Below are 24096 nucleotides of genomic sequence, written 5' to 3' on the forward strand. Positions count from 1 at the left end.
TCCCTTTTGAAGGAGACAGCAGTCATTCAAGTGATACAACCCTTTTCCAGTGTGGTATCTTAACCGGCGATCACCTTCGTCCCGTCTTCGATAGATGTTACATACACATCCGGCAGTACGCCGTACTGGTCTTTATAACGGCCCTGCACAAACGAAGCGAACTCATCCACCTGATCGATTTTCACGAGGTTGATGGTACAGCCGCCGAAGCCGCCGCCCATCATGCGCGCGCCCGCCACTTCCGGGCGTTTTTTGGCAAGGTTGGCCAGGAAGTCCAGTTCCGGGCAGCTTACTTCATAGAGCCTGCTGAGGCCATCGTGCGAGGCATACATGAGGCGGCCCGCTTCCGCCAGTTCGTTGTTCTGCAGGCGGGTGCAGGCCTGCTGTACCCGTTCGTTTTCCTGCGTCACAAAACGGCAGCGGTCGTATACTTTATCCGGCAGCGAACTTTTATGCTGATCCACCTGGGCCGCCGTTACGCCGCGCAGGCTGGTGATGCCGGGGAAGAAACGTTTCAATATCTCCACCCCTTCCTCGCATTGCGCGCGGCGCACGTTGTACTCGGACGATGCGAGGGAATGATGCACCATGGAATTGACGAGCACGATCTTGTACGTTTTCGAAAATTCGAAGGGGAAATACTGGTATTCGAGGCTGCGGCAGTCGAGCAGCATCACCCGGTCTTTTTGCCCGTGCAGGTTCGCGAACTGGTCCATGATCCCGCATTTCACGCCGGGGAAATTATGCTCCGCCAGCTGGCCTACTTTGGCCATCTGCATCCGGCTGAGCTGAAAGCCCAGCAGGTGGTCCAGCCCAACGGCCAGGCCGCCTTCCACCGCCGCCGAGCTGCTCAGGCCCGCGCCGATGGGAATATCGCCATGCACCACGCAATCGAATCCCTTTACCGTCAGCCCCAGTTGTTGCAGCTGGTACACCACGCCTTTCAGGTAGTTCACCCAGTCGCCACCCGGCCGGATGTCGTGAATGGAAAAAGAAGCCATTTCGTTGTTGAAGAGCGCATAGGTATTGCAGGTATCGGTGCCGTTCAGCGCGATGGCGTAGATGATTCTTTTATCGATCGCCGCCGGCAACACAAATCCTTCGTTATAGTCCGTGTGTTCACCGATGAGGTTGATCCTGCCCGGCGAACTGACCATGATGGGTTCTTTGCCGAACAGCTGGTGGAATTTAGCCTTTACTTGTTCAATCATTTAAAGCGTACGTTTTACACCTAAAAATAGGAAAAAGGATTACTTTTTTACTGGTGCGGGGAAATTTTAGTTAGCTGCAAACGGGGCCCTGTTGACCCGCTGCAGGATATAAAGCGTTAAGTGTGGTTTCTTCCGGGAGATCCGACAACCGGCATCAACAAGCAGCAGGACTCGCATTTTTGCACAAACAAAACATTTTCAATTAGTTATAAAACCTGGTCAAAATTGGGACGATAGCGTCCCGATAGGGTTGGGATACCCTTGCGATACGGATACGTTACCCCTATAGGAGGTAACGTATAGGTGGCTAAAAGATGGCTAAAGGGTGGCGTATGGGTAACGTTCCACGATATAAATCCTTTGTGGGAGCATGTTTCAGCCCACTTTTCACAATATTTTATGCTATATAACAGAAATCCTACAGTGTAAAATACTGTTAGTAAGAGAATTAAATATTTCCGGGTACGGCCAATGATCGCATTAAAAAGGGCCGGCCTCACCGGCCAGCCCTTTGCTTTGTGTAAATTATCGTTTGTATCGTTGTTTTATTTGGCCTTTGCCTTACCGACTTTATGACCGAACAGGGCAAAGAAAAGAATGTATACATAGCAGGGCACCATGCAATACAGGAATGCATGACGGAAGTCAACGCCTTCGCTGTAGAAGATCGAGCTGAACATCGCTTCTTTTTCGAACAGTCCCGCATAGATCTGTGGCAGGATGGCTCCGCCGGCGATACCCATGATCAGGAAAGCGGATCCAATTTTGGTGTATTTACCCAGGCCTTCGATCGCCAGCGGGAAGATGGCGGGCCACATGAGGGCATTCGCGAGACCGAGCAGGGCGATGAAAGTAACCGCCATGTTGCCGTCCGTGAAATAAGCGCCGAGGGTGAATATCACGCCCATGATGGCGGAAATACGCAGGCCCATGTCCTGGCTGATGATTTTGGGAATCGTGGCGATACCGATCACATATCCTACCAGCATCGCGATGAGCGTGAAGGAAGTGAAGTATTTTGTTTTATCGAGGCTCATGCCGAGTGATTTGCCGTAAGTGCCGATCACGTCGCCGGCCATCACTTCCACACCCACGTACATGAAGATGCACAGTACGCCGAGCAGCAGGTAGGGATAAGCGAACACGCTGCTACGGGCGGGAGCGCCTGCTGCGGATGCGCTATCGTCCCCGTCTGTATTGATTTCCGGGAGGGAAGAGCGTTTCAGGAAAAATGCAAGGATCAGCAGCACGAATGCCATTACAATATAGGGAGGGATTACGCGGCCGGCCAGGTCGTCGAGCAACTGGGCCTTCAGCGTGGCATCCGTTGCCGTTTTGATCTGTTCTTCCAGCGCGCTGGCGTTTTTCAGTACGATGGCGCTGAGAATGAGCGGACTGAGCGCGCCGGCTACTTTATTACAGATACCCATGATGCTGATGCGTTTGGCCGCGCTTTCGATAGGCCCTACGATGCTGATATACGGGTTGGATGCGGTTTGCAGCAGCGAAAGGCCTGCGCCCTGCACAAACAGGCCGGTCAGGAACATGCCGTAGTTACGGGCGTTCGCAGCCGGGATAAAGATGAGCGAGCCCACGGCCATCACGGCCAGGCCCAGCGCCATCCCGTTCTTGAACCCTGTTTTGTTCAGGATGAAGGAAGAAGGAATGGACAGGAAAAAATAGGCCATATAAAAGGCCATGGTAACCATCAGCGCCTGGGAAACGGTCAGCTCGCAGGCAATCTGCAAAAAGGGAATCAGGGCGCCGTTCAGCCAGGTCACAAACCCGAAAACAAAGAATAAGCCCCCGATAATGATCATGGCCTGCTTATACCCTCCTTCCTGCGGAGGAGCCAGAGTAGCGGTTTTACTAGTCATTAGCTGCGTAAGTTGATTGTTCAAGAATGCCACGAACTTAATGAACAATTCTTGATTTTCATAAATATATTAGCTAAAACGATTAAGCAATTAAAAAAAATAGGCTAATTCTTGCCATTTTTGCCTGTTTGTCAAAAAAATTATTCTACATTTAAAGCCTATTTTACCAAAATATAACAAAGGTATTTATGTCCACGCAAAGTAAACAAGGTACGCATCCCTCGTTTTTTGTACTCGTCCTGGTATTCTTCTTCTGGGGGTTTGTGGCTGCATCCAACAGCATTCTCATCCCCTTTTGCAAAGCCCATTTCGATCTTACACAGATTCAGTCGCAGCTGGTAGACTTCGCCTTTTACGGCGCCTACTTCGTGGGCTCGCTGGTATTGTACCTGTTATCCGCCTTCAAGGGCGTGGACATCCTCAATCGCATCGGTTTCAAAAAAGGTATTATATACGGCCTGATCATTTCAGGTGTGGGCGCCGCGGCCACTATCGGCGCGGTGAACATCGGGCTGGGCATGGAAGATAAAACCAGCGCCTTCTACCTGATCCTCGGCGCTTATTTCATCGTGGCCCTCGGTTTCTCCCTGCAGCAAACGGCGGCCAACCCGTTCGCCATCCTGCTGGGCGACCCGGCTACCGGGGCGCACCGCCTCAACCTCGCCGGCGGCGTAAACTCCTTCGGTACCACCATCGGCCCCCTCATCGTGAGCCTGTTGCTCTTCGGCACCGCGCAGGACGCAGCGGCGGTGGGTGATACGGACATCAGCAAAATCAACGTATTATATATATCCCTGGTAGCGCTCTTCCTGCTCGCCGCCGGTATATTCGCGGCCACCAAAATGCCGAAGGGCACGGAAGACGATCACTTTGAAGCATCGTCCAAAGCCACCTACACCCTGCTGGGCATCACCGTGATGTTCGTGCTCATCCTGATCGGTATCATCGTGGAAAAACCATTGCCTTTCTTCATTGCCGGCATCGTGGGCATCCTCTGCATTCTTTTCTACGCGCAGATCGCTTCCCGCAACGACGGCAACGGCTGGGGCGCCATGAAATACCCGCAGCTCATCATGGGCATGATCGCCATCTTCGTTTACGTGGGCGTGGAAGTGAGCGTGTCCAGCAACCTGGGCGAGCTCCTGAAAAAACCCGGCTTCCTCACCATGGAAGGTCTCAACGAATCACAGCTCAGCCCCTACATCGCCATCTTCTGGGGCGGTCTGATGATCGGCCGGTGGACGGGCGCCATCAGCGTGTTCAACCTCAGCAAAGGCACCCGCCAGGTACTCTCCGTGATCGTGCCCTTTGTGGCCTACGGCGTGATCCTCGGCGTGAATCATTTAAAAGGCAACGACATCAGCCAGCTGTATCCCTTCGCGATCTGTGTGGCCATCCAGATACTCGGCTTCTTCTACGGCCAGGATAAACCCGCCAAAACCCTCATGACCTTCGGTATCATGGGCGTTGCGGCCATGCTCATCGGTCTGTTCACCGAGGGCCAGGTAGCCACCTTCGCCTTCATCAGCGGCGGTCTTTTCTGCTCCGTGATGTGGCCCTGTATCTTTTCACTGTCTATCGCCGGGCTCGGCAAATACACCGGCCAGGGCGCTTCTTTCCTCGTGATGATGATCCTCGGCGGCGCGCTCGTTCCGCCATTACAGGGCGGTTTGGTAGATATCCCTGAAATTGGCGCACATCATTCGTATATTGTACCGGTAATCTGTTTTGCATACTTAGCATTTTTTGCAATACGCGTTAAATCAATCTTAAAATCTCAGGGAATCGACTATGAGTCAGCAATTAGCGGTGGGCATTGATATTGGGGGGACCAACACTAAATTTGGAATTGTAGACCGTCGTGGTAATATCTTATGCCAGGACCGGATGTCAACCAAAGCTCACGAAGAAGTAACCATGTTCCTGGCCGAGCTGCATCAGCGTTTATCGAAGCTGATCGAGCAGGTGGGAGGCATCGAAAACATCAAGGGAATAGGCGTGGGTGCGCCCAACGGTAATTATTATACCGGCAACATTGAATATGCGCCCAACCTGCGCTGGAAAGGCATTGTGCCTTTGGCTAATATGCTGCAGGACCTCTTTAATCTCCCGACCGTATTAACGAACGACGCCAATGCGGCGGCCATCGGTGAAATGACCTACGGCTCCGCGCGCGGCATGAAAGATTTCATCACCATCACCCTCGGCACCGGCGTGGGCAGCGGCATCGTTGCCAACGGCCAGCTCATTTACGGGCACGACGGATTTGCGGGTGAACTCGGGCACGTGATCGTGATACCCGGCGGCCGCCTGCACCCCGGCACCGGCGCACACGGCTCGCTCGAATCGTATGCCTCCGCCACGGGCGTTGCCAGCACCGCGCTGGAACTGCTTGAAGCCCGGCCCAACGAGGAAAGCATGCTGCGCAACCACACCCGTGAAGAAATAGATTCCAAAATGATCTATGAAGCGGCGATCAAAGGCGACAAACTGGCCCTCGAAATTTATGAATATACCGGTAAGGTGCTCGGTGAAGCACTGGCGAACTTCGTGATGTTCTCCAGCCCCGAAGCCATCGTACTGTTCGGCGGCCTCACACAGGCGGGCGACCTCATCATGCGCCCGGTCCGCCACCATATGGAAAAGAACCTCCTCCCCATCTTCCAGAACAAAGTGAAGCTCGTGTTTTCCGAACTCAAGGAAAGCGATGCGGCCATCCTCGGCGCCAGCGCCCTGGCCTGGGAAATGAAGGACTAGAAAAAACTACCCGGAATGTCAATTACAAGTGATGAAATGTTCGTTCATTTGTAATTGACATTCTTTTTTGAATCAAGCAAACGTGAACAATGAACAGCAGACGCAATTTTCTCAAAACTGCCGCGCTGGGCGCCGCTGCCCTTTCGATAGACGGCATTCCCGCCGCAGCGCAGAGCAAAACTAAGGGCAAAGTCCGCAAGCCCATTGTGGTAAGCACCTGGGACTTTGGTGTGGCCGCCAACAAAGCAGCCTGGGAAGTATTGAAAAAAGGCGGCCGTGCACTGGATGCGGTGGAAAACGGCGTACATGTGCCGGAATCCGACCCCAGCAACCAGACGGTGGGCTACGGCGGTTTCCCCGACCGCGACGGCCGTGTAACGCTCGACGCCTGCATTATGGACGAGCTGGGCAACTGCGGTTCCGTGGCTGCGCTCGAGCACATCGTGCATCCCATTTCCGTGGCGCGCAAGGTGATGGAAAAAACGCCGCACGTAATGCTGGTGGGCGATGGCGCCTTGCAGTTCGCGCTGGAGAACGGGTTTAAGAAAGAGAACCTGCTCACGCCGGAATCGGAAAAAGCCTGGAAAGAATGGCTGAAAAAAGCGGAATACAAACCCGTGATCAACATCGAAAACAAATCGTACCAGGGCGACGGCAAAGGCACCACGGCCTTTAACCCGCTGCGGCTCCCCGGTAACCAATACAACCACGATACCATCGGCATGATCGCCCTGGACGCGGCCGGCAATTTATCCGGCGCCTGCACCACCAGCGGCATGGCCTTCAAACTGCACGGCCGGGTGGGCGATTCGCCAATCATCGGCGCGGGCCTGTACGTGGATAACGAAGTAGGCGCCGCTACCGCAACCGGTGTGGGGGAAGAAGTGATACGCGTGGTGGGCAGCTTCCTCGTGGTGGAACTGATGCGCCAGGGATATTCTCCCGAAGCCGCCTGCAAGGAAGCGGTGATGCGGATCGTGAAGAAAAAACCCGCCAAGGCGAAAGAAATTCAGATCGGTTTCCTGGCCCTCAACAAAAAAGGCGAGCATGGCGCTTTCTGTCTCCAGAAAGGTTTCAGCTATGCCGTAGCCACCGCCGACAACCAGGAACAACTCATACAGGGTAAACATTATTTTTAGCAGCAACGGCGGCCGGTGATACTTGTGCCGGCCGGCAACGGAAAGACGACGATGGAAAAGATCACACTGGAAATATGCGCCGCCTCACTGGCTTCGTGCATCGCAGCACAGGAAGGAGGCGCCGACCGTATAGAATTATGCGACAACCTGCTGGAAGGCGGCACCACGCCGAGCTATGCCACCATTGCGCTCGCCCGTGAAAAAGTAAAGATCGCCCTCTACCCCATCATCCGGCCGCGTGGCGGCGATTTCCTGTACGACGACCTGGAATTCGCCATCATGCAAAAGGACATCCAGCTCTGCAAGGAACTGGGCTGCGACGGGGTGGTGATCGGCCTGCTGACGGCGGAAGGGAAAGTGGACAAACCGCGCACCCGCGCACTGGTGGAACTGGCATGGCCCATGGGCGTTACCTTCCACCGCGCTTTCGATATGACCGACGATCCTTTCCAGGCACTTGAAGACGTGATTGAAACGGGCTGCGAGCGGATACTCACGTCCGGCCAGCGCAACACCGCACCGGAAGGCGCATCCCTCATCGCACAGCTGGTGGAAAAAGCCGGTGGCAGAATCGCCATCATGGCGGGATCCGGCGTGCGCGCCAACAACGTGGGCGCACTGGCAACTGCTACCCATGCCGCCGAATACCATACCACCGCAAAAGATTATACAGACAGCCGCATGGTGTTCCGTAACCCCGCCGTAAGCATGGGCGGCATTCCCGGCGTGCCGGAATACGGCATCGCCGTTACGCAGGCCGCACAGGTGAAACTGATCAGGGAAGAAGCGGAAAAGGCGCTCACCAACGGGCAATAACATCTTCACAAAACGAATAAGGCATTGCCGGGCGTTCCGTGCAATGCCTTATTCGTTGCTGGTTTCCGCCGCCAGCGGATCAGAACCCAGGCAATACAATCTTCACAAAAAGATAAAGGCTCTGTAGGGCATTCCCGGCAATGCCTTATTTAATGACGGGTTCCGCGGAGCAGGGAACGAAGCCCAGACAATACAACCTTCACAGGCGCCGCAGGGCACCCCGCGCCATGCCTTATTTGTTGACGGCGGCCGCAGGTCGGGGAACGAAGCCCAGGCAAGAGAATCTTCACAAAAAGGTAATGGCGTTGCGGAGCATTCCATGCAGCGCCTTATCTGTTTGCGCCTTTCCCGGTTCAAATCCCGCCAGATAAGCATCGCCATTTATCTGCGGTTACATCCGCTGATGAATATTTCATTAAATTATTAGTAATACTAAACAAGGTATAGTATATATTTACTACTTTTATCCACACTGGATAACTGGGGCGTGCTGTACGTCCTTACACATTAAATAATTTTCTAAATTAGATCAGACATGAGAAAAGCAGGATTACTTGCATTTTTACTGACGGGCTGTATGGCGCTGCAGGCGCAGGTAAAAGGCGTCAAACACGTCATCCTCATCGGCATGGACGGCCTGGGTGCATATGCGATGCAGAAGGCCGACAACCCGAACATGAAACAGCTCATGGCCGACGGTTCCTGGTCGCTGCAGGCCCGCAGCGTGCTGCCCTCCTCCAGCGCCGTAAACTGGGCGTCGATGACCATGGGCGCGGGTCCGGAACTGCACGGGTTCACCGAATGGGGCAGCCAGAAACCGGAGCTGCCGTCGCGGGAGCTCGACCAGTACGGCCTGTTCCCTTCCGTGTTCACCCTCCTGCGCGAACAGCGCCCTTCCGCGGAAGTAGGCGTGATCTACAGCTGGGACGGCATCGGTTACCTGTTCCCGAAAAAAGCGGTGAATAAAGACCAACCGTGCCCGAACGATACCGCCACCACGGAGGCGGCAGTGAACTATATCAAAGCAAAGAAACCGGACTTCCTGTTCATCCACTTCGACCAGCCGGATGGCGTGGGGCATGGCATCGGCCACGACATTCCCGAATATTACGAACAGGTACGGAAAAACGATATCCTTTTGGGACAGATCCTGCAGGCAGTCAAAGACGCCGGTATGTGGGAAAACAGTGTGATCGTCCTTTCCTCCGACCACGGCGGCATCAACAAGGGCCACGGCGGTAAAACCATGGTGGAAATGCAGATTCCCTGGGTCGTGCGCGGAAAAGGCATCAAAAAGAACAATGAAATAAAAGAAAGTATCGTGACATACGATACCGCTGCCACAATTGCCTATATCTTTGGATTGAAAACGCCCCGTGTATGGACGGGCAGGCCTGTGAAAGAAGCGTTCGCCCGGTAACCGGCATGCGGATTATACGGGTGAGGGCACGATACTTGTAACATGACCAATGAAATAAACCTTTATCTATATAATCCGATAGTTTATGCTGCGATTTATTTCAGTATCCATCCTGCTGCTCACCGGCGCTTTACCGGTGGTGGCGCAGGTACAGGGACAGGTGATCAGGGTGCTCAGTTACAATATCCATCACGGTGTCAATAACAACGGCGTGCTCGACATCCAGGGCATCGCCACCGTTATCCTCGCTACCAATCCCGACCTGGTGGCGTTGCAGGAAGTAGACAGCGCCACCACGCGCGTAAAAAAAGCCGACCAGCTGAAACAACTGGCGGAAGCCACGGGGATGTACATTTATTTCGGGAAGGCCCTCAACCTCGAGGGCGGCGGTTACGGGAACGGTATTTTATCCCGCTACCCCATCGAAAAAAGCTACAGCATTGAGCTGCCGGCTTCAGGTGCAGGCAGCGAGCCCCGCACGGCGGCCGTGGTAACGGTGAAGCTGCCGGGCGACAGCCTCCAGCTGCATTTCGCCAGCGCACACCTCGATCACCTCGACGATGGCGCAGACCGCGTGGCGCAAGCCAACATCCTGGCGAAACACTTTGCACAACCAACCGCACCGGTGATTGTTGCGGGCGATATGAACGCACCGCCCGCCGCCAAAGAAATCGGCGTACTGAAGCACATCTTCACGGACGCAACGGAAAAACTGGGGCCTACCTGGCCGGCGGACAAACCGACACACAAGCTGGATTACATCCTGCTGCACAACAAAGCGCAATGGCATGTGATGTCTGCAAAAGTGATTGAAGAAACGGTCGCCTCCGATCACCGGCCGGTGCTCTGTGAATTGTTGCTGAAGTGAGGTGAAAAAATATTGACGGAAAGCTCTCCTGTGAAGGGGAGCTTTTTTATTGCATTGAAGGTTGAAGTAAAAAATAACTGATGAAGTGCGTTCCTGCAAAACAGGCCTCTCTTCTTCTCTCAAGTGACAAAACATAACTGATGAAAGTTCTCCTGAAAAGGAAAATTCTTTCTCTTTGAAATGAAGTAAAAATCACTGGAGACAAACTCTCCGAAAAGCGAACTTTTTCTCCTCTGAACTGAGATAAAAATATCTGATGAAAGCTCTCCTGAAAAGAAGACGCCTTTTTACTTAAAATGAAGTAAAAGTCACTGAAGAAAACTCCCCGCCAAAGCGAACTTTCTTCTCCATTGAACTGAGATATGAATATCTCATGAAAGCTCTCCTTTAGAGAGCGCTTTTATTCTTCCTCCTCTTCCTTCCCTCCGGCGAATTCCCTTGGCGTTTTCCCGAATTGTTTTTTGAATTCCTGGCTGAAATAACGCCGGTTGGCGAATCCAACGGAATACGCCACTTCATACACGGTAAACCCGCCCTTCTCCAGCATTTGCGCGGCCCTTTTCAAGCGGTAGGTTTTCACGAAATCGTTGACGGACATGCCCGCCACGGCTTTCACCTTTTTATACAGCACCGGCGGGCTCATGCCGAGGTTTTTGGCCAGTGTTTCCACATCGAAGTCGGAATTGTCGATATGTTCTTCCACCACAGCATGCATTTTTTCAAGGAACGCCTGGTCCTGGCTGTCCGTAAAATCTATTTTCTCCGGCGTCACGCTGGTGATCTGCCGGTGCAGGATGCGGCGGATGCGCTCGCGCGCGGCCAGCAGGTTGCGCACCTGCAGCTGCAGCACTTCGGTGGAAAAGGGTTTTGTGATATATACATCCGCTCCTTTCCCCAGGCCGCTCACCTGGTCGGCCTGCGCGCTTTTGGCCGTGAGCAGGATAACGGGAATGTGGCTGGTGCGTTCGTCGGATTTGAGGCGGTTGGTCAGTTCGAAACCATCTGTTCCCGGCATCATCACATCGCTGATGATCAGGTCAGGAATCTGCGTGGTGGCGGTTTTCCAGGCCGCTTCTCCGTCGGGCGCCTGCAATATATTATAACGGTCGGCAAACATGTCGGCCACCTGTTCCCGCAGGTCCTGGTTATCGTCGGCCACCAGCAGGGTAAATCGTTTTTCGTTCTCCAGTGTACCCTGGGCCGCCGGGCTGCCGTTACCGGCGGTTGCAGCGGGAACGGCCTGCAAGGGGCGCCGCAGCCGCGCATGCTGATCGAAGTGCGCGGTGCCGGCGAGCAGGGTAACGGAGAACGTAGTGCGTCCCTCCTGCCCGTTCTTAGCCGGTTCGCTTTGCACGAGTATCTTCCCGTTGTGCAGTTCCACGATATGCCGCGCCAGCGCCAGGCCAATGCCGTAGCCGGTGTTCTGCAAACCGTGATCGTCTACCTGGAAAAAATTGGTGAACAGTTTGTCGTGGTATTCTTCCGCAATACCCCGGCCGTTGTCAGACACCTGCACCGTCACTTCCTGCCTGCCTTTCAGCACGGTAACGGCAATGCGCCCGCCTTCAGGCGTAAACTTGAATGCATTGACGAGCAGGTTAAAAAATACTTTTTCCATCTGCTCCTGGTCGAAATACAACGGCAGTGCCGCCTCCTTATGCGAAAAAGATATGGCGATATTCTTGGCCAGCGACAGCTCGCGGAACGATTCGTAGATGCCCTGCAGAAATGCGATCAGGTCATGCTCCGCCACTTCCAGTTTGAGGTGCTGCGTTTCCGCTTTCCTGAAGTCCATCAGCTCGCTCACCAGCTTCAGCAGGCGCGACGCGTGTTGCTTCACCGTGCCCAGTTGCATGCGCGTATGTTCGTCTGTTTGTTTGGCGTAAAAGAGCCGTTCGATGGGCGTCATGATCAGGGTCAGGTGCGTGCGTATTTCGTGCGATACGTTAGTGAAGAAGTTCAGCTTCACTTTATGCAGTTCGTCCTCCTTCTTCAGCAAGGTGCGCAGGATGATGAAGCGCGACACCAGAAAGATCACCGCCAGCACCACCATCGCGTACAAACAATACGCCCACCAGGTGAGCCACAGCGGCGGCAGAATGCGGATGTCGATCACGGAAGGCTGTCCCCAGATGCCGTCGTTGTTGGCGCCTTTTACCAGGAACCGGTACCGCCCGGATGCCAGGTTCATGTACGTGGCGGACGGCGTGCTCACTTCGTTCCAGTTTTCATCGAACCCTTCCAGCTTGTAGCGGTACAGGTTCTTGCTGCTCTTCACGAAGTTCAGGAGAGCAAACTCTATGGTGAATACGTTCTGGGAATGTTTGAAAACGAGCGTTTTGGTGAGGGCGATATCTTTTTTAAGCAGCCCGTTCCGCTGGCCTACATGGACGGGACGGTTAAAGAGCCGCAGGCCCGTGAACGCCACCGGCGCCTTGTAGGTATTGGTTTCCACCTGCCCCGGCTCGAAATAAACGAGGCCGTTTGTGCCGCCGAAAGCGAGGGTGCCTTTGCTGTCCCTCATCGCCGCACCGGGATTGAACTCGTTACCGGGCAGGCCGTCGGCGGTGGTGTAATGCCGGCTTTCTTTTTTCTCGGGATGGAATTTCACCAGCCCCTTCTGCGTAGCGAGCCAGAGATAACCCTGATCGTCGGCCCGTATGCTGAGGATGTTGATGTTGGCCGGCAGGCCTTCTTTCGTGCCGAAACGCTGCGTATGCTGCTGGGCGGGCTCATATTTCAGCAGTCCCCTGTTGGATTCGCCGGCCCAGATGTTGCCTTCGGCATCTTCATGAATGGCGCTGATGCTATGTTCACCGCTGACCTTCCATACCTTGCCGTCTCTTTCACGGTAGAGGCCGGCGTCGCTGCCGATCCAGATGGTGCCGCGACTGTCTTTCATCACCGTACTGGTAAAAACGTTGATCTTCTTTCCTGTTTCGTAAGCGGTCACCGGCGGGCGTTCCATCGAATCGCCCCGCATCCGGAATATCATCAGGCCCCAGCTGCTGGCCAGCCAGTAGCAGCCGGTGCTGTCTTCGGCGAGGGCGATCGTTTCGAGCGTAACGGCCTCCGTGGCGCCAAAATCATACCGCCGGAAGCGGCCCGTGCGCTCGTTATAAAGGTTCAATCCGCCGCGGCTCGTCAGCACCCACATATTGCCTTTGCTGTCGGTCATCACATTTTTGATGAGATTGGAGCCCAGCGTACCGGGCACATCCGGCGCGTGGCGGAATACCTTCCAGGCGCCGGTACTACGGTCTACGTAATTAAGCCCGCCGCCTTCGGTACCTATCCACCAGCCGCGTTTGTCTTTACTTTCCACGATGCAGCTCACTACGTTGTTATTCAGTCCCGGCCGGTGCTCATGGCTTTGCAGGATACCCCAGGCCGTTTTGTAGGCGTAAGCGATGTTGACGCCGCCGAAGTAGGTGCCGGCCCATAGGGAACCGTTTTTATCTTCAAAAATGCTGTATACGGAATTCTGGCTGAGGCTGCCGGGGTCGTCGGTGCTGTGCCGCATGACGGCCGTTGCCCCGGTGGCGGGATCGATGCGGGAAAGGCCATCCTGCGTACCGGCCCAGAGCATGCCGGCCCGGTCCACGATCAGCTCGCGGATCGCGCCATGCACCACACTGAACGGCTTGCGGCCATCGGTGGTGATACGCTCAAATTTACCGGTCCGGGGATCGTAGCGGTTGAGCCCCTGTGTAAAAGTGCCCACCCAAATCCTCCCGTCGTGGTCAACGGCAACGGCCCGCACCTGGTTGGCGCTGAGGCTGGCCGGGTTGTCGGGATGATGTTTGAATACCGTGGTTTTGAAGCCGCCGTTGTAACGCTGCAGCCGCGCCAGCCCGTTCCAGGTACCGGCCCACAGGCCGCCCTGTTTGTCTTCGCAAAGATCAAGCACAGACCTGCCTGTGGAATCAGTTTCGGATTTCATCTCCACCTGCGTGATCTTTCGCGGGTCACCTTTTTCCATCCTGAACAATCCGCGCCGCGTACCGAACCAGAGGTCGTGCCGGCTGTCTTCGAATACACAATGCACGAACACGGGCTGGTGATCGGGCAACGGCACCCGTACAAACCCGCCGGTGTTGGGATCGTAGCGGTTCAGGCCTTTGTCGGTGCCCACCCACAACGTTTTGCGGGAGTCACAATACAGCGCGCTGATCTGGTTGGAATTGATCGTAAAACTGTCTTTCGGATCAGCCTGGTAGGTTTTGAAACGCACACCGTCGTAGCGGCTGAGCCCGTTCTTGGTCCCCATCCAGATAAAACCGGCATCGTCCTGCGTAATCACGAGCACGCTGTTATCCACCAGCCCCTGGTCTACCGTCAGGCGGCTGAACGACACCTGCTGGCCGTGGCTTCTGCCCACCGTCAGCACCAAAAAGATGAAAAGAAAAATACGTTGTTGCAACACCCCGATGTAGATTATAGTACTGTCTCCCTGATAATTTCAGTATGGCCGATATAATGCCCGATTTTGGTCCGGCGCTTCCCGCGCCTCCTCCCGATGCCCAAAGGTACGTGAAAAAGCGGCTTCTGCTTTCAGGAAAGGCTTTGGCGAAGGCCCTGCGTCTGCAGCAGTACCTTCGCCAAAGTAAATGCTGTAGAAACAGCATTCCTGTTCACTGAATCGCGTCATGTATCAATAATCGCATGCACTATGTGCAGCTATTTCTACAGTCCGTTACCAGCCGGGATTTTGTTTTACACTCGGCGCCCGGCCGATTTCCGACTGCGGTATCGGCATCAGGTACATGGCTTTGAAAAAAGCATGCGGCCTGGTTTGAATATACGTATAGGTATAAGTAGTACCGGATGGAACGATCTTCACCCCGCCCGGGTCGCGGTTGAATTCCTGCTCGCCCCGTTTCCAGCGGCGCACATCAAAGAAGCGGTGGTGCTCGAAAGCCAGTTCCACTTTCCGCTCATTGCGGATCAGGTCCCGTGCTTCCGCCTGGGTAATACCGGCTTTGATGCCATAGCGGCCGTCCGCGCCGGGCTGAATTCCCGCCCTTTCACGCAGGCGGATGATCTGATCGATGGCGGTGGTCGTTTCGCCGGTTTCGTTGCAGGCCTCCGCATAGTTGAGCAGCACTTCGGCATACCGCATCAGCGGGAAACATCTTTCGGTGTTACCGGAGGTGTTGTCTTCGGCCATTTTCCGGCAGTAATAACCGGTGAATGTAAACGCGGTCTGATAGTCCACACCGGCGCCGGTATGCGTGAACACCGGCCTTTTGCCGCCGGCGCTGCCGAGGTACATCATGGAGCCGTTGTAAATGATGGAATATTCGAAGCGCGGGTCCCTGTTGAGGTAAGGATTTTTTTCATCGAAGCCGGACCCTGCTTCCCGGATGCCTTTCCCGTTCTTCATCCCGAATGCGTCTACCGTAGCCTGTGTGGGGAAATACTCATAGCTGCCGCCACGGGAGGGCGGGAACAGCAGGCCTTCCACATCGCGGTTGCTGGCACGCATGAGGGCAAAGATGTATTCCGGGTTCCGGCGCATGAGAAACACGCGGTAAAAACCGAAACCGGGCGCGGTGGTGTTATCGAGGTACAGCGAATAGGCGTTCATGTCGATCACTTTCTTGGCCGCTTCCCTGGCCAGTACCCAGCGGTTCGCGTCGGCAACGGGGTAACCGACCAGCTTTTTCAGTTCTTCGTCGGTGGTCATGTCCGTTCCGTTAAACAGCGGGCTGGCGGCATAGAGCAGCACCCGGGCTTTGAGGGCCAGGCAGGCGCCTTTCGTAACCCTGCCGTAATCGGAGCCGAGTTGTTCTACCGGCAGATCGGCCGCGGCGAGGTCGAGCTCGGAATTGATGTAGTTGACACATTCTTCAAACGTGCTCCGCGCAATGTCGGGTTTGTCCGTCAGGCCGAACAGCGTGTCTTTCATCAGGGGCACGCCGCCTACGTGGCGCACCAGTTCGGCGTAATACCAGGCGCGCAGGAAACGCGCTTCGGCTTTCACCCTGGCTTTCAGGCCGGGTGATAACGGCGACCTGTCGAGGTTCTTGAACAACAGGTTCACCTTGCGCACATTGGTGTAACAACCGTTCCACACGGGAGGCGTAGGACCGTTGATGGCGCTGATGCCGCCGGCAATCAAACGCACCCACATGTTATGGGAACCCGTCCACCGCGACTGGGCTTCATCGCACATCTCGCTGGTGTAGGGCCATACATTGGTGCCGGACGTACCAACGGTCTGCATACCGAAACCGGCCGGCATGTAGATGTTGGTGAGGTAATCCATCGTGCGGGCGCTGTCCGCAAAAACCGTTTCTTCCGTGAGGTCGCTGGTCTGTTTTTTATCCAGGAAGTCCTCCGTTTTGGAGCAGGACTGCTGGCTTACCGCAAACACGCCGGCGAACGCGAAGAATAACAATATCTTTTTCATAACTGATCGCTTAATGTTTTTATCAGAACCCAACCTGGATCCCGACGTTGAATACTTTTTGCTGCGGATAATGCTCCCCTGTTCCGCCTGAAACAATCTCCGGGTCCATCTGGTATTTCTCGAACGCCTTCGACCAGGTGAGCAGGTTGAAGCCGTTGGCATATACTTTCACGCTCTTCAAACGGATGGCGCGCATCAGCGAAGCGGGCAGGTCGTAACCCAGTTCCACGGTACGGAGGCGCAGGTAATCGCCCCGTACGAACCAGAAGTCTGACGGGTAATCACGTGAGCTGTTGGTCAGCAGCGTGGAATAGTGCAGGCTCGGGAATGTGGCCGTGTTTTTTGTTTCCGGCGTCCAGCGGTTGCGGTGGATGGGTTGCAGGTTGGACGAGAAGGGATCGATCGCTTCCGCCATCGCGCGCAGGTTGAAGAACGCAGCGCCCTGGAAGCCCATATTGAGGCTGATGCCTTTGTAGGTCAGCCCGATGTTGAGGCCGCCGATGGTGTTGGGCAGGTTGGGATTGCCGATCACTTCACGGTCGAACGCATCGATCACATTATCGCCGTTGAGGTCTTTATATTTCAGGTCGCCCGGGCGCGGCAGCGAGCCGTTGGGCTTGGCGCTTTTCTGGATGTCTTCATCGCTTTGATAGAACCCGTCGAACCGGTAGCCCACGATGCTCCCGATGGGGTGGCCGGTGAGGGCCAGGCCGGGATAGCGCGGCTGTTCTTCGTCGCGGAACAGCACCTTGTTTTTGGCATGCGATACGTTGGCGTTGACGCGCAGGCCGAATTTACCATAAGTGTTCTGGTAGGTCAGGTCTGCTTCGAAACCTTTGTTACGCACACGGCCGAGGTTCACCACCGGCACATCCTGGCCGAACATGGCGGGTATGCTCCGCTCGGAAAGGATGTCGTAACGATAGCGGTTGAAGAGGTCGAACGAACCGGAGATTTTTCCTTTCAGCATCGTAAACTCCGCCGCAATGTTCCACTGTTTTTCTTTTTCCCAGGTCACGTTGGGGTTGCCCAGCGTGCCTTCGCGGATGCCGCTGAAGGTGTTGTGCGATTCGCCGAATGAGTAGCTGTTATTACGCTGGAATACATAATCGTAAATGTAGCTGTTGCTGCCCACACCGTCTACACCCGTAAACCCGTAAGAGCCACGGAATTTGAACAGCGAGAAGACGGGCAGCGCGTTGGCGAAGAAAGGCTCTTCAGCCACGTTCCACCCGGCCGAAAAGGCCGGGAAGAATCCGAACCGCTTGCCGGCGGCGAAACGGTCGGAACCGTTGTAAGCGCCGTTGAACTCGAACATGTACTTCTGCCGGAAGTTATATCCCAGCCTGCCGGTGAAACCCCGGAAGTTGGAGGGCACCAGTTCTGAGCCGGTGCTCGTGTTCACGGAAATGCTGGTGGTTTGCGCGCCCATCACGAGGCCGTAAATACGGTGGTCTTTTCCGAACGTACGGTCGTAGTTGATCTGCGCCTGCAGGTTCAGGCGTTTGCCCAGGCCCGCCAGCGGCGAATATCCGAGCCCCAGCTTCTGGATGCGGTAGATGTTCGGATCACGCGGCGTATAAGTACTGTCGGCCGGGTTGAACTGGAACGACGGGAAAGTGGTGCGCGTCAAACTCCTTGAAAAATTGTAGTTGTTCGAGTACGCCACCACCACGCGGGCAGACAACCCTTTGGTGATCACCGCGAGGTCCTGGTTGCCGGTGAGGTTGATATTGATGTCGTTGGAAAAGCTGCGGTTGTAACCGTCCAGCGCCAGCCTGCCCACGATGTTGTTGATGTTGTCCCTGACGTTGTTGAGGATGAAGCCGTAGCTGCCGTCCGGGTTATACACCGGGTAAGCGAACGGCGGCAGGTGATTGTAGCCGTTCATCTCGAAAAACACGTTGTTATTGCCAAAGGGGCCGGGCACGTTGGGGCTGTTGGTTTCGCCCATGATGCCCGACAGGTCGAGCCGGAAATTGAGGCTCTTGGTGGCCGTAATGTCGAGGTTGGATCGGAAGTTATACCGGCGGTGATAATAGTTGCTGTTGAAGCCGTTGCCTTCCGAAAAATCTTTCAGGATGCCGTTCTGGTAAAGGTATCCCACGGAAATAAAATAGTTGAGGAAATCGAGCCCGCCAGACACGTCGAGGTTATTCCTGAACTGCATGGCCATGGGCCTTGTGAGTGTTTTATACCAGTCGATATCCGGGTGGCCGTACGGGTCGGAGCCGTCTTTGAATTTTTGCAGATCAATGTCCGTGAAGCGCGGCGTTACGTTGTCGTTCTTCATCGCTTCGTTGGTGAGCAATGCGCTCTCGTATGCGCCGAGGTACTGTTTGGAGCGGGTGGGCCGCTGCATACCGGTTTCGGAGCGGAAGGCGATGCGGGGAGGCCCGATCTTGCCGCGGCGGGTGGTGATCACGATTACGCCGTTGGCGCCTTTTACGCCGTAGATGGCCGTGGTGCTCGCATCTTTCAGGATGCTGAGCGTTTCGATCTCGTTGGGATCGAGGAGCGACAGCGCACCGGCGCCCAGTTCGATATCATCCACGATGATCAGCGGCGTGCCCGCGCTTGCATACGAGGAAATACCGCGGATAAAGAACTCCGTTCCTTCCGCGCCCGGGCGGCCACCACGCTGCTGCGAGATGTAACCGGGCAGGCGGCCCATCAGGGTATTGGCGATGTTGGGGGAAGGCGTTTGCCGGATGGCCTCGCCGGTGATGGACGTTACGGCACCGGTGTTGGTGATCTTTTTCTGTTTGCCGTATCCCACTACCACCACTTCTTCCACACCCTTGGCATCCACTTCCATTTTAATATCAAAGGGCCCGTTGCCGCTTACGTTCACTTCCTTGCGCATAAACCCGATCATCGTAAAGATGACGGTGTTGCTGCCGCCCTTCAGCTTCAGGCTGAATTTGCCGTCGCCGTCGCTGGTAGTGCCGTTGGTAGGAACGCCCTTTTCAACGATGTTGACGTTGAACAGCGGCTGGTCTTCCGTTCTGACGGTTCCGGTCACGGTGCGCTGGGCAAGCGCCGGAACAACCAGGCAGGTAAGACATATAAAAGTTGCCAGAATACTTTTCATCATGAAAGACTTTAATCTTTTGCAATAATTGTTACCAGTTCGGGTTCTGGGTGAGGGCATCGTTCTTGATCACCTCATCGTAAGGGATGGGGTACAGGTACATGCGGGATGCGTTGAACGATACCGTTTTAACAGGCACTTTTGTATAGGTAAATACGCCGGTAGTGGCGTTCCTGGTGATCTTCATGCCGTTCAGCTGCCCGTTCAGCACCTGCTCCGCAGTTTTCCACCGCCTGATGTCCCAGAAACGCTGCTCTTCGAACGCCATTTCTATCCTGCGTTCCAGCCGGATGGCGTCGCGCATTTCGGTAACGGAATACAATGCGGGCGCTTTCAAACCATAGTTCCCGTCGGCGCCTGCCGTGATGCCGGCGCGCTTGCGCAAGGCCACCAGCTGTTTGTGGGCATTCGTTACATCCCCCAGTTCGTTGCTGGCTTCGGCGTAATTGAGCAGTATTTCGGCATACCGGAAAATGATGAAGTTGTGCGTTTGCGTGGAGTACGCGGTGCCTTCGGTATGGTTGGCCATGAACTTGCGCATGTAATACCCCGTTTGCGTTTGCGGGATGGTGCCGCCCGGTTTGTCGAGGCCGCCCTCAAAGGTTTCCACGTTCCGTTTCAGCCAGCGCATGCCGTTGTGAAACAGGGTGGCGTAAAAACGCGGGTCGCGGTTCTTGTACGGATCGGCGGGATTGTAAGTAGACGTAGCGCTGGTGATAGGCTGCCCGTTGATCATGGGGAAGGCATCCGCCAGTTCCTGCGTGGGGCTGGTGGCGCCCTTACCAAGCAACGAGCCGGTATAGCCCACCGGGCCGTTGTTCAATTCCACATCGTTGGTCACACCGCGCTGGAATGCGAGGATGATCTCCGGCAGGCTGCGGGTGGTGAACACGTTGGCGTAGTTGCTGTTGAGGCTGAACTTGCCGTATTTGATCACGGAGTCCGCGGCCGCCCTGGCTGCCACCCATTTTTCCGGGTTATTGGACGGGTTCTGCCACGGGCTGGCGGCATACAGCAGCATGCGCGATTTGAGGGCCATGGCGGCGCCTTTGGTGATGCGGCCCCAGTCGCCTCCCGTCGCAATGTCTGTACGGAGCAGCGGCAGGATGGCATCGCACTCGCCGATCACATACGCCATACACTGATCGAATGAGTTGCGCGGGATGCGCAGGTCGTCGTTGATGGTGAGCACCCTGTCGCCCAGCAGCGGCACGCCGCCGAAGCGTTTCATCAGTTCGAAATAACTGATGGCGCGGATGAAGCGGGCTTCCGCTTTCCAGTAGATTTTCTGCTGTTCGTCCGTCGGCACCACATCGATCTTCGACAGGAAAACATTCGCACGGCGGATGCACTGGTAGCTGCGCGCCCAGTTGTTGTCCGGATTATTGGTCGGGCTGAGGCGGCCGTTGGTAAAGGTTTCGGTGGCATGCCCCGGTGTGGACGACATGGCATCGTCGCTCCCCGCTTCCAGCACGGCGCCGCTGATGCGGTTGAAGCCGTTGGGCAGGAAAGAATATATGTTGTCGAGCGCCAGTTTCGCATAGGTGGCGTTCTTGTCCATTTCATCGTATATATAATCATCCGTCAGCCTGTCCAGCGGCTCATCTTCATACGTCTTCCGGCATGAGGCCACCGCAAACAGCATGGCAGCACCGAGGCCTATTTGTAGTATTTTTTTCATAACCTTCTGCTTGTTGTTTACAGTTTGATGTTGATGCCTGCGCTCATCATTTTCTGCACAGGATATAAACCGGCGCCGGACTCGGGGTCGTAGCGGTCGAAGGAAGCCCAGGTGGCGAGATTGATGGCGTTCACATAACATCTCACGCTGGCGAGGTGGATCCGTTTCAGCCATTTTTCCGGCAGCGAGTAACCCACTTCGAGGTTTTTGATCCGCAGGTAATCGCCCGAGTGCATCCAGTAAGAAGAAGTCACGTGATTGTTGATGTTATTGCCCACGGTGAGACGGGGATAGGCTGCATCGGCCGTTTTACCGGTGGCGCTCCAGCGGTTGAGGTGATGCTGGTATGCATTGCCGGTCCCATCGTTCCTGAATTCCCATTCGGCATCGCCGGTGATCAGCAGGTTGCGGTGTTTGGTGCCCTGCAGCAGGATGCTCACATCGAACCCTTTGAATTGCGCGCCGGCTGTGAGGCCGCCGAACACGAGGGGTTTCTGTGTACCGATGGGCGCTTCGTCGTACTGGTTGAGCACACCGTCGCCATTCAGATCCAGGTACCGGATATCGCCGAGGCGCGGGGTGTAGCCGGGAACGGTGGCCGCGCCGTTCAGCTCGGCCTGGGTCTGGAAGAGGCCGTTGGCGATGTAGCCGAACGACTGCCCAACCGGCAGGCCCGTGCGTTTCATCCATTCGTAGGGGCGCACTACTTCATCCTGGTACAGGATGCGCGACTGCTGTACGGTGAGGTTGCCCGAAGCATAAAAGTGCACCGCGCCCGCCTGCCCGTTGTACGTAGCGGTCAGCTCCACGCCTTTGTAGCGGCGGATGCCGATATTTTCGTTCGGGAAACTTTCGCCCATGATGGCGGAGTTGCGGCCGCGCTGCTGCAGCAGGTCGAAATAACGGTTATTGTAATATTCCGCCGTGAAAGTGAGGCGGTCGTTAAACAGTGCGATGTCGATGGCGGCGTTGAACTTGTCCGCCTTTTCCCAGGTGATGCCGGGATTGGCCATCACGGTCTGCGCCACGCCGTCCGCCGTGGAGGAAGGCGATGTGCCGAACGTGTAACCGGCGAGCCCGTTGGCGTAATATTGTTTATAAGCGAAGTAACCGCCATTGGCATTGCCGGTGCGGCCGTAGGATGTTCTCAGTTTCAGTTCGCCCAGCCAGGCAAGGCCGGCCATGAACGGCTCCCGGGCAATGTTCCAGCCGATGCCCGCCGCCGGGAAAAAGCCGAAACGGCTGCCCGGCGCATAGATCTCGGAACCGGAATAACCGCCGGACAATTCAAGCAGGTAGCGGCCGTCGTAATTGTAAGCGATGCGGCTGGTGAACTGGTATGAATTGCGGGGAAGGTCGTTGCTGTTCATCACGTTGTCTTTACTGCCGAGCAGCAGCACATCGAGGTGATGGGCGCCGAGCTGTTTTTCGTAACCGATCGTTCCTTCCGTATAGAACTGGCGGCTCTGGCTGGCAATGCTGGTGGAGTTCACCTGGTCGGCCGAGGTGCCGAATTCCTGGTAGTTGGTGCCGCCCTGCCAGTTGTACACCTTGAAGGTTTTGCTGCGGTTAATGTCCTGATCGAAAACGGAACTGAATGAAATGAGCGCTTTCGCCCACAGGCCGGGCACCACATCGTCGAGCCGGCGTTTGATCGCAAAGTCGGCAAACGCCTGGCGGGAGTAACCCTGGCGGTAGCCGGAGCGGTTAAGCTGGCCGAAGATATTGTTCTGGTACACCTGGTTGCCGCCCAGCGATCCATTCGGGTTCAGCATGGCGTACGCATTGGAAGGCGTATTGCCCAGGGCCGTCAGCACATTGGCGGTAGTAGCGCCGGGCTGGTTTTCCTGGATGATGCGGCCGAACAGGTTCAGCGAAGTGGTCAGGTATTTATTGAGGTTCACCTCCACGTTAGAACGGAAGATGTACCGTTTGAGGTTGGAACCGGTGTTGTAGGAATTTTCCCCGGTGGTTTTCAGGAAACCGTCCTGGTTCATATAGTCGAGCGATACAAAATAACGGGCGATGTTATTGCCGCCGTCTACGTTCAGGTTGAACCGGCTGAACTGCGACTGGTCTTTAATGGCCTGGTCCATCCAGTTCACGTCCGGATGCGCTACCGGGTCGGAGCCGTTTTTATAGGCGTCGAGGTCGGCCTGGGTGTAAACGGGTGCTTTGCCGTCGTTTTCCAGCGCTTCATTATAAAGGCGTGCGTAATCGTAGGCATTCAGCGGCTGCCGCATTTTGCCCGTTTGCTGCACGCCGGTTTGTGCGGTGAAGGAGATGCGGCGGCGCCCCGGTATCCCTTTTTTGGTGGTCACCAGCAGGGCGCCGTTGGAGCCGCGCATGCCCAGCATGGCGGTGGCCAGCGCGTCTTTCAGCACGGTGATGGATTCGATCTCTTCCGGGTCGATGGAGGTAATGCCTCTCGGGATGCCGTCGATCAGGATGAGCGGGTCCATGCCGCGCAGGGAGGTGGAGGGAAGGTCGCTGTTAGGCTCACCGCTCGTCTGGAGCGTGTACAGTCCTGCCAGGCGGCCGGACAATGCGTTCCGGAAGCTCGAGGTAGGACTTTTCAGCAGCTCTTCGTTGCCGATGGAAGCGGCGGACTGCACCAGCCGCGACCTGGCCTGGCGCTGGTACAGCACATGCAGCCGGGGCGTACTGTCGGGCCGCAGTGTGTCTACAGCCGTCTCAGCCTGTGCGGCGCCTGTGCTTTGTGCCTGCACGAGCGCGAAGGTCACAGCGCCGAATGCTGTAAAGATTGATCTTAGTACAAACATTTTCATAAACGTTAGGAGATACAGTGAGTAATAAT

Annotated in this window: 13 protein-coding genes; 6 read left to right on the forward strand and 7 right to left on the reverse strand. The window is 55.6% G+C overall.

Going from position 1 to position 24096, the window contains the following annotated elements; genetic code table 11:
• Nucleotides 1-59 precede the first annotated feature (59 nt).
• Both galK and EGT74_RS01960 read right to left on the reverse strand, forming a co-directional pair.
• The gene (galK, locus tag EGT74_RS01955) at nucleotides 60-1211 is read right to left on the reverse strand and encodes a galactokinase (RefSeq protein WP_123844854.1); all 1152 of its coding nucleotides are present in this window, start codon (nucleotides 1209-1211) and stop codon (nucleotides 60-62) included.
• A 545-nt stretch (nucleotides 1212-1756) separates the two neighbouring features.
• On the reverse strand, nucleotides 1757-3088 hold the full coding sequence (locus EGT74_RS01960) for a sugar MFS transporter (RefSeq protein WP_123844855.1): 1332 nt from the start codon (nucleotides 3086-3088) through the stop codon (nucleotides 1757-1759).
• A gap of 188 nt (nucleotides 3089-3276) precedes the next feature.
• Here EGT74_RS01960 and EGT74_RS01965 point away from each other — a divergent pair, with 188 nt between their 5' ends.
• The 6 genes from EGT74_RS01965 (at nucleotide 3277) to EGT74_RS01990 (ending at nucleotide 10088) form a co-directional block, all read left to right on the forward strand.
• On the forward strand, nucleotides 3277-4908 hold the full coding sequence (locus EGT74_RS01965) for an MFS transporter (RefSeq protein WP_123844856.1): 1632 nt from the start codon (nucleotides 3277-3279) through the stop codon (nucleotides 4906-4908).
• The gene (locus tag EGT74_RS01970; protein WP_123844857.1) at nucleotides 4880-5845 is read left to right on the forward strand and encodes an ROK family protein; all 966 of its coding nucleotides are present in this window, start codon (nucleotides 4880-4882) and stop codon (nucleotides 5843-5845) included. Before EGT74_RS01965 ends, EGT74_RS01970 begins: the two co-directional genes overlap by 29 nt.
• Nucleotides 5846-5934: 89 nt before the next feature.
• Entirely contained in the window at nucleotides 5935-6984 is a 1050-nt protein-coding gene (locus tag EGT74_RS01975; protein ID WP_123844858.1) for a N(4)-(beta-N-acetylglucosaminyl)-L-asparaginase, read from the forward strand.
• A gap of 51 nt (nucleotides 6985-7035) precedes the next feature.
• Nucleotides 7036-7800, forward strand: coding sequence for a copper homeostasis protein CutC (locus EGT74_RS01980; protein ID WP_123844859.1), 765 nt, complete (start codon nucleotides 7036-7038; stop codon nucleotides 7798-7800).
• Between the two features lie 535 nt (nucleotides 7801-8335).
• Nucleotides 8336-9220: an alkaline phosphatase gene (locus EGT74_RS01985; protein ID WP_123844860.1), complete on the forward strand. Its 885-nt coding sequence runs from the start codon at nucleotides 8336-8338 to the stop codon at nucleotides 9218-9220.
• Between the two features lie 85 nt (nucleotides 9221-9305).
• Nucleotides 9306-10088, forward strand: a complete 783-nt coding sequence (locus tag EGT74_RS01990) for an endonuclease/exonuclease/phosphatase family protein (protein ID WP_123844861.1) — start codon at nucleotides 9306-9308, stop codon at nucleotides 10086-10088.
• A 400-nt stretch (nucleotides 10089-10488) separates the two neighbouring features.
• On the opposite strand, the gene EGT74_RS01995 is transcribed toward EGT74_RS01990, so the two are convergent.
• The 5 genes from EGT74_RS01995 to EGT74_RS02015 form a co-directional block, all read right to left on the reverse strand.
• Nucleotides 10489-14514, reverse strand: a complete 4026-nt coding sequence (locus EGT74_RS01995) for a hybrid sensor histidine kinase/response regulator transcription factor (protein ID WP_123844862.1) — start codon at nucleotides 14512-14514, stop codon at nucleotides 10489-10491.
• Between the two features lie 270 nt (nucleotides 14515-14784).
• Nucleotides 14785-16503 carry a RagB/SusD family nutrient uptake outer membrane protein gene (locus EGT74_RS02000; RefSeq protein WP_123844863.1) on the reverse strand — a complete coding sequence of 573 codons (1719 nt, stop codon included), beginning with the start codon at nucleotides 16501-16503 and terminating at the stop codon, nucleotides 14785-14787.
• Nucleotides 16504-16525: 22 nt separating this feature from the next.
• Complete coding sequence (locus tag EGT74_RS02005) at nucleotides 16526-19600, reverse strand: SusC/RagA family TonB-linked outer membrane protein (RefSeq protein ID WP_158617962.1); 3075 nt, start codon at nucleotides 19598-19600, stop codon at nucleotides 16526-16528.
• Nucleotides 19601-19628: 28 nt separating this feature from the next.
• Nucleotides 19629-21278 carry a RagB/SusD family nutrient uptake outer membrane protein gene (locus EGT74_RS02010; RefSeq protein ID WP_158617963.1) on the reverse strand — a complete coding sequence of 550 codons (1650 nt, stop codon included), beginning with the start codon at nucleotides 21276-21278 and terminating at the stop codon, nucleotides 19629-19631.
• A gap of 17 nt (nucleotides 21279-21295) precedes the next feature.
• Nucleotides 21296-24067 (reverse strand): SusC/RagA family TonB-linked outer membrane protein, encoded by a 2772-nt coding sequence (locus EGT74_RS02015; protein WP_123844866.1) that lies wholly within the window; start codon nucleotides 24065-24067, stop codon nucleotides 21296-21298.
• Nucleotides 24068-24096: the final 29 nt, after the last annotated feature.

The organism is Chitinophaga lutea (assembly GCF_003813775.1).
Classification (GTDB): Bacteria; Bacteroidota; Bacteroidia; order Chitinophagales; family Chitinophagaceae; genus Chitinophaga; species Chitinophaga lutea.

Bases quoted from the DNA above. Each gene is read 5' to 3' on its own strand.
- EGT74_RS01965 (WP_123844856.1), top strand. From the start codon at position 3,277: ATGTCCACGCAAAGTAAACAAGGTACGCATCCCTCGTTTTTTGTACTC.
- EGT74_RS02005 (WP_158617962.1), bottom strand. From the start codon at position 19,600: ATGATGAAAAGTATTCTGGCAACTTTTATATGTCTTACCTGCCTGGTT.
- EGT74_RS01960 (WP_123844855.1), bottom strand. From the start codon at position 3,088: ATGACTAGTAAAACCGCTACTCTGGCTCCTCCGCAGGAAGGAGGGTAT.
- galK (WP_123844854.1), bottom strand. From the start codon at position 1,211: ATGATTGAACAAGTAAAGGCTAAATTCCACCAGCTGTTCGGCAAAGAA.
- EGT74_RS02010 (WP_158617963.1), bottom strand. From the start codon at position 21,278: ATGAAAAAAATACTACAAATAGGCCTCGGTGCTGCCATGCTGTTTGCG.
- EGT74_RS01980 (WP_123844859.1), top strand. From the start codon at position 7,036: ATGGAAAAGATCACACTGGAAATATGCGCCGCCTCACTGGCTTCGTGC.
- EGT74_RS02000 (WP_123844863.1), bottom strand. From the start codon at position 16,503: ATGAAAAAGATATTGTTATTCTTCGCGTTCGCCGGCGTGTTTGCGGTA.
- EGT74_RS02015 (WP_123844866.1), bottom strand. From the start codon at position 24,067: ATGAAAATGTTTGTACTAAGATCAATCTTTACAGCATTCGGCGCTGTG.
- EGT74_RS01975 (WP_123844858.1), top strand. From the start codon at position 5,935: ATGAACAGCAGACGCAATTTTCTCAAAACTGCCGCGCTGGGCGCCGCT.
- EGT74_RS01970 (WP_123844857.1), top strand. From the start codon at position 4,880: ATGAGTCAGCAATTAGCGGTGGGCATTGATATTGGGGGGACCAACACT.
- EGT74_RS01985 (WP_123844860.1), top strand. From the start codon at position 8,336: ATGAGAAAAGCAGGATTACTTGCATTTTTACTGACGGGCTGTATGGCG.
- EGT74_RS01990 (WP_123844861.1), top strand. From the start codon at position 9,306: ATGCTGCGATTTATTTCAGTATCCATCCTGCTGCTCACCGGCGCTTTA.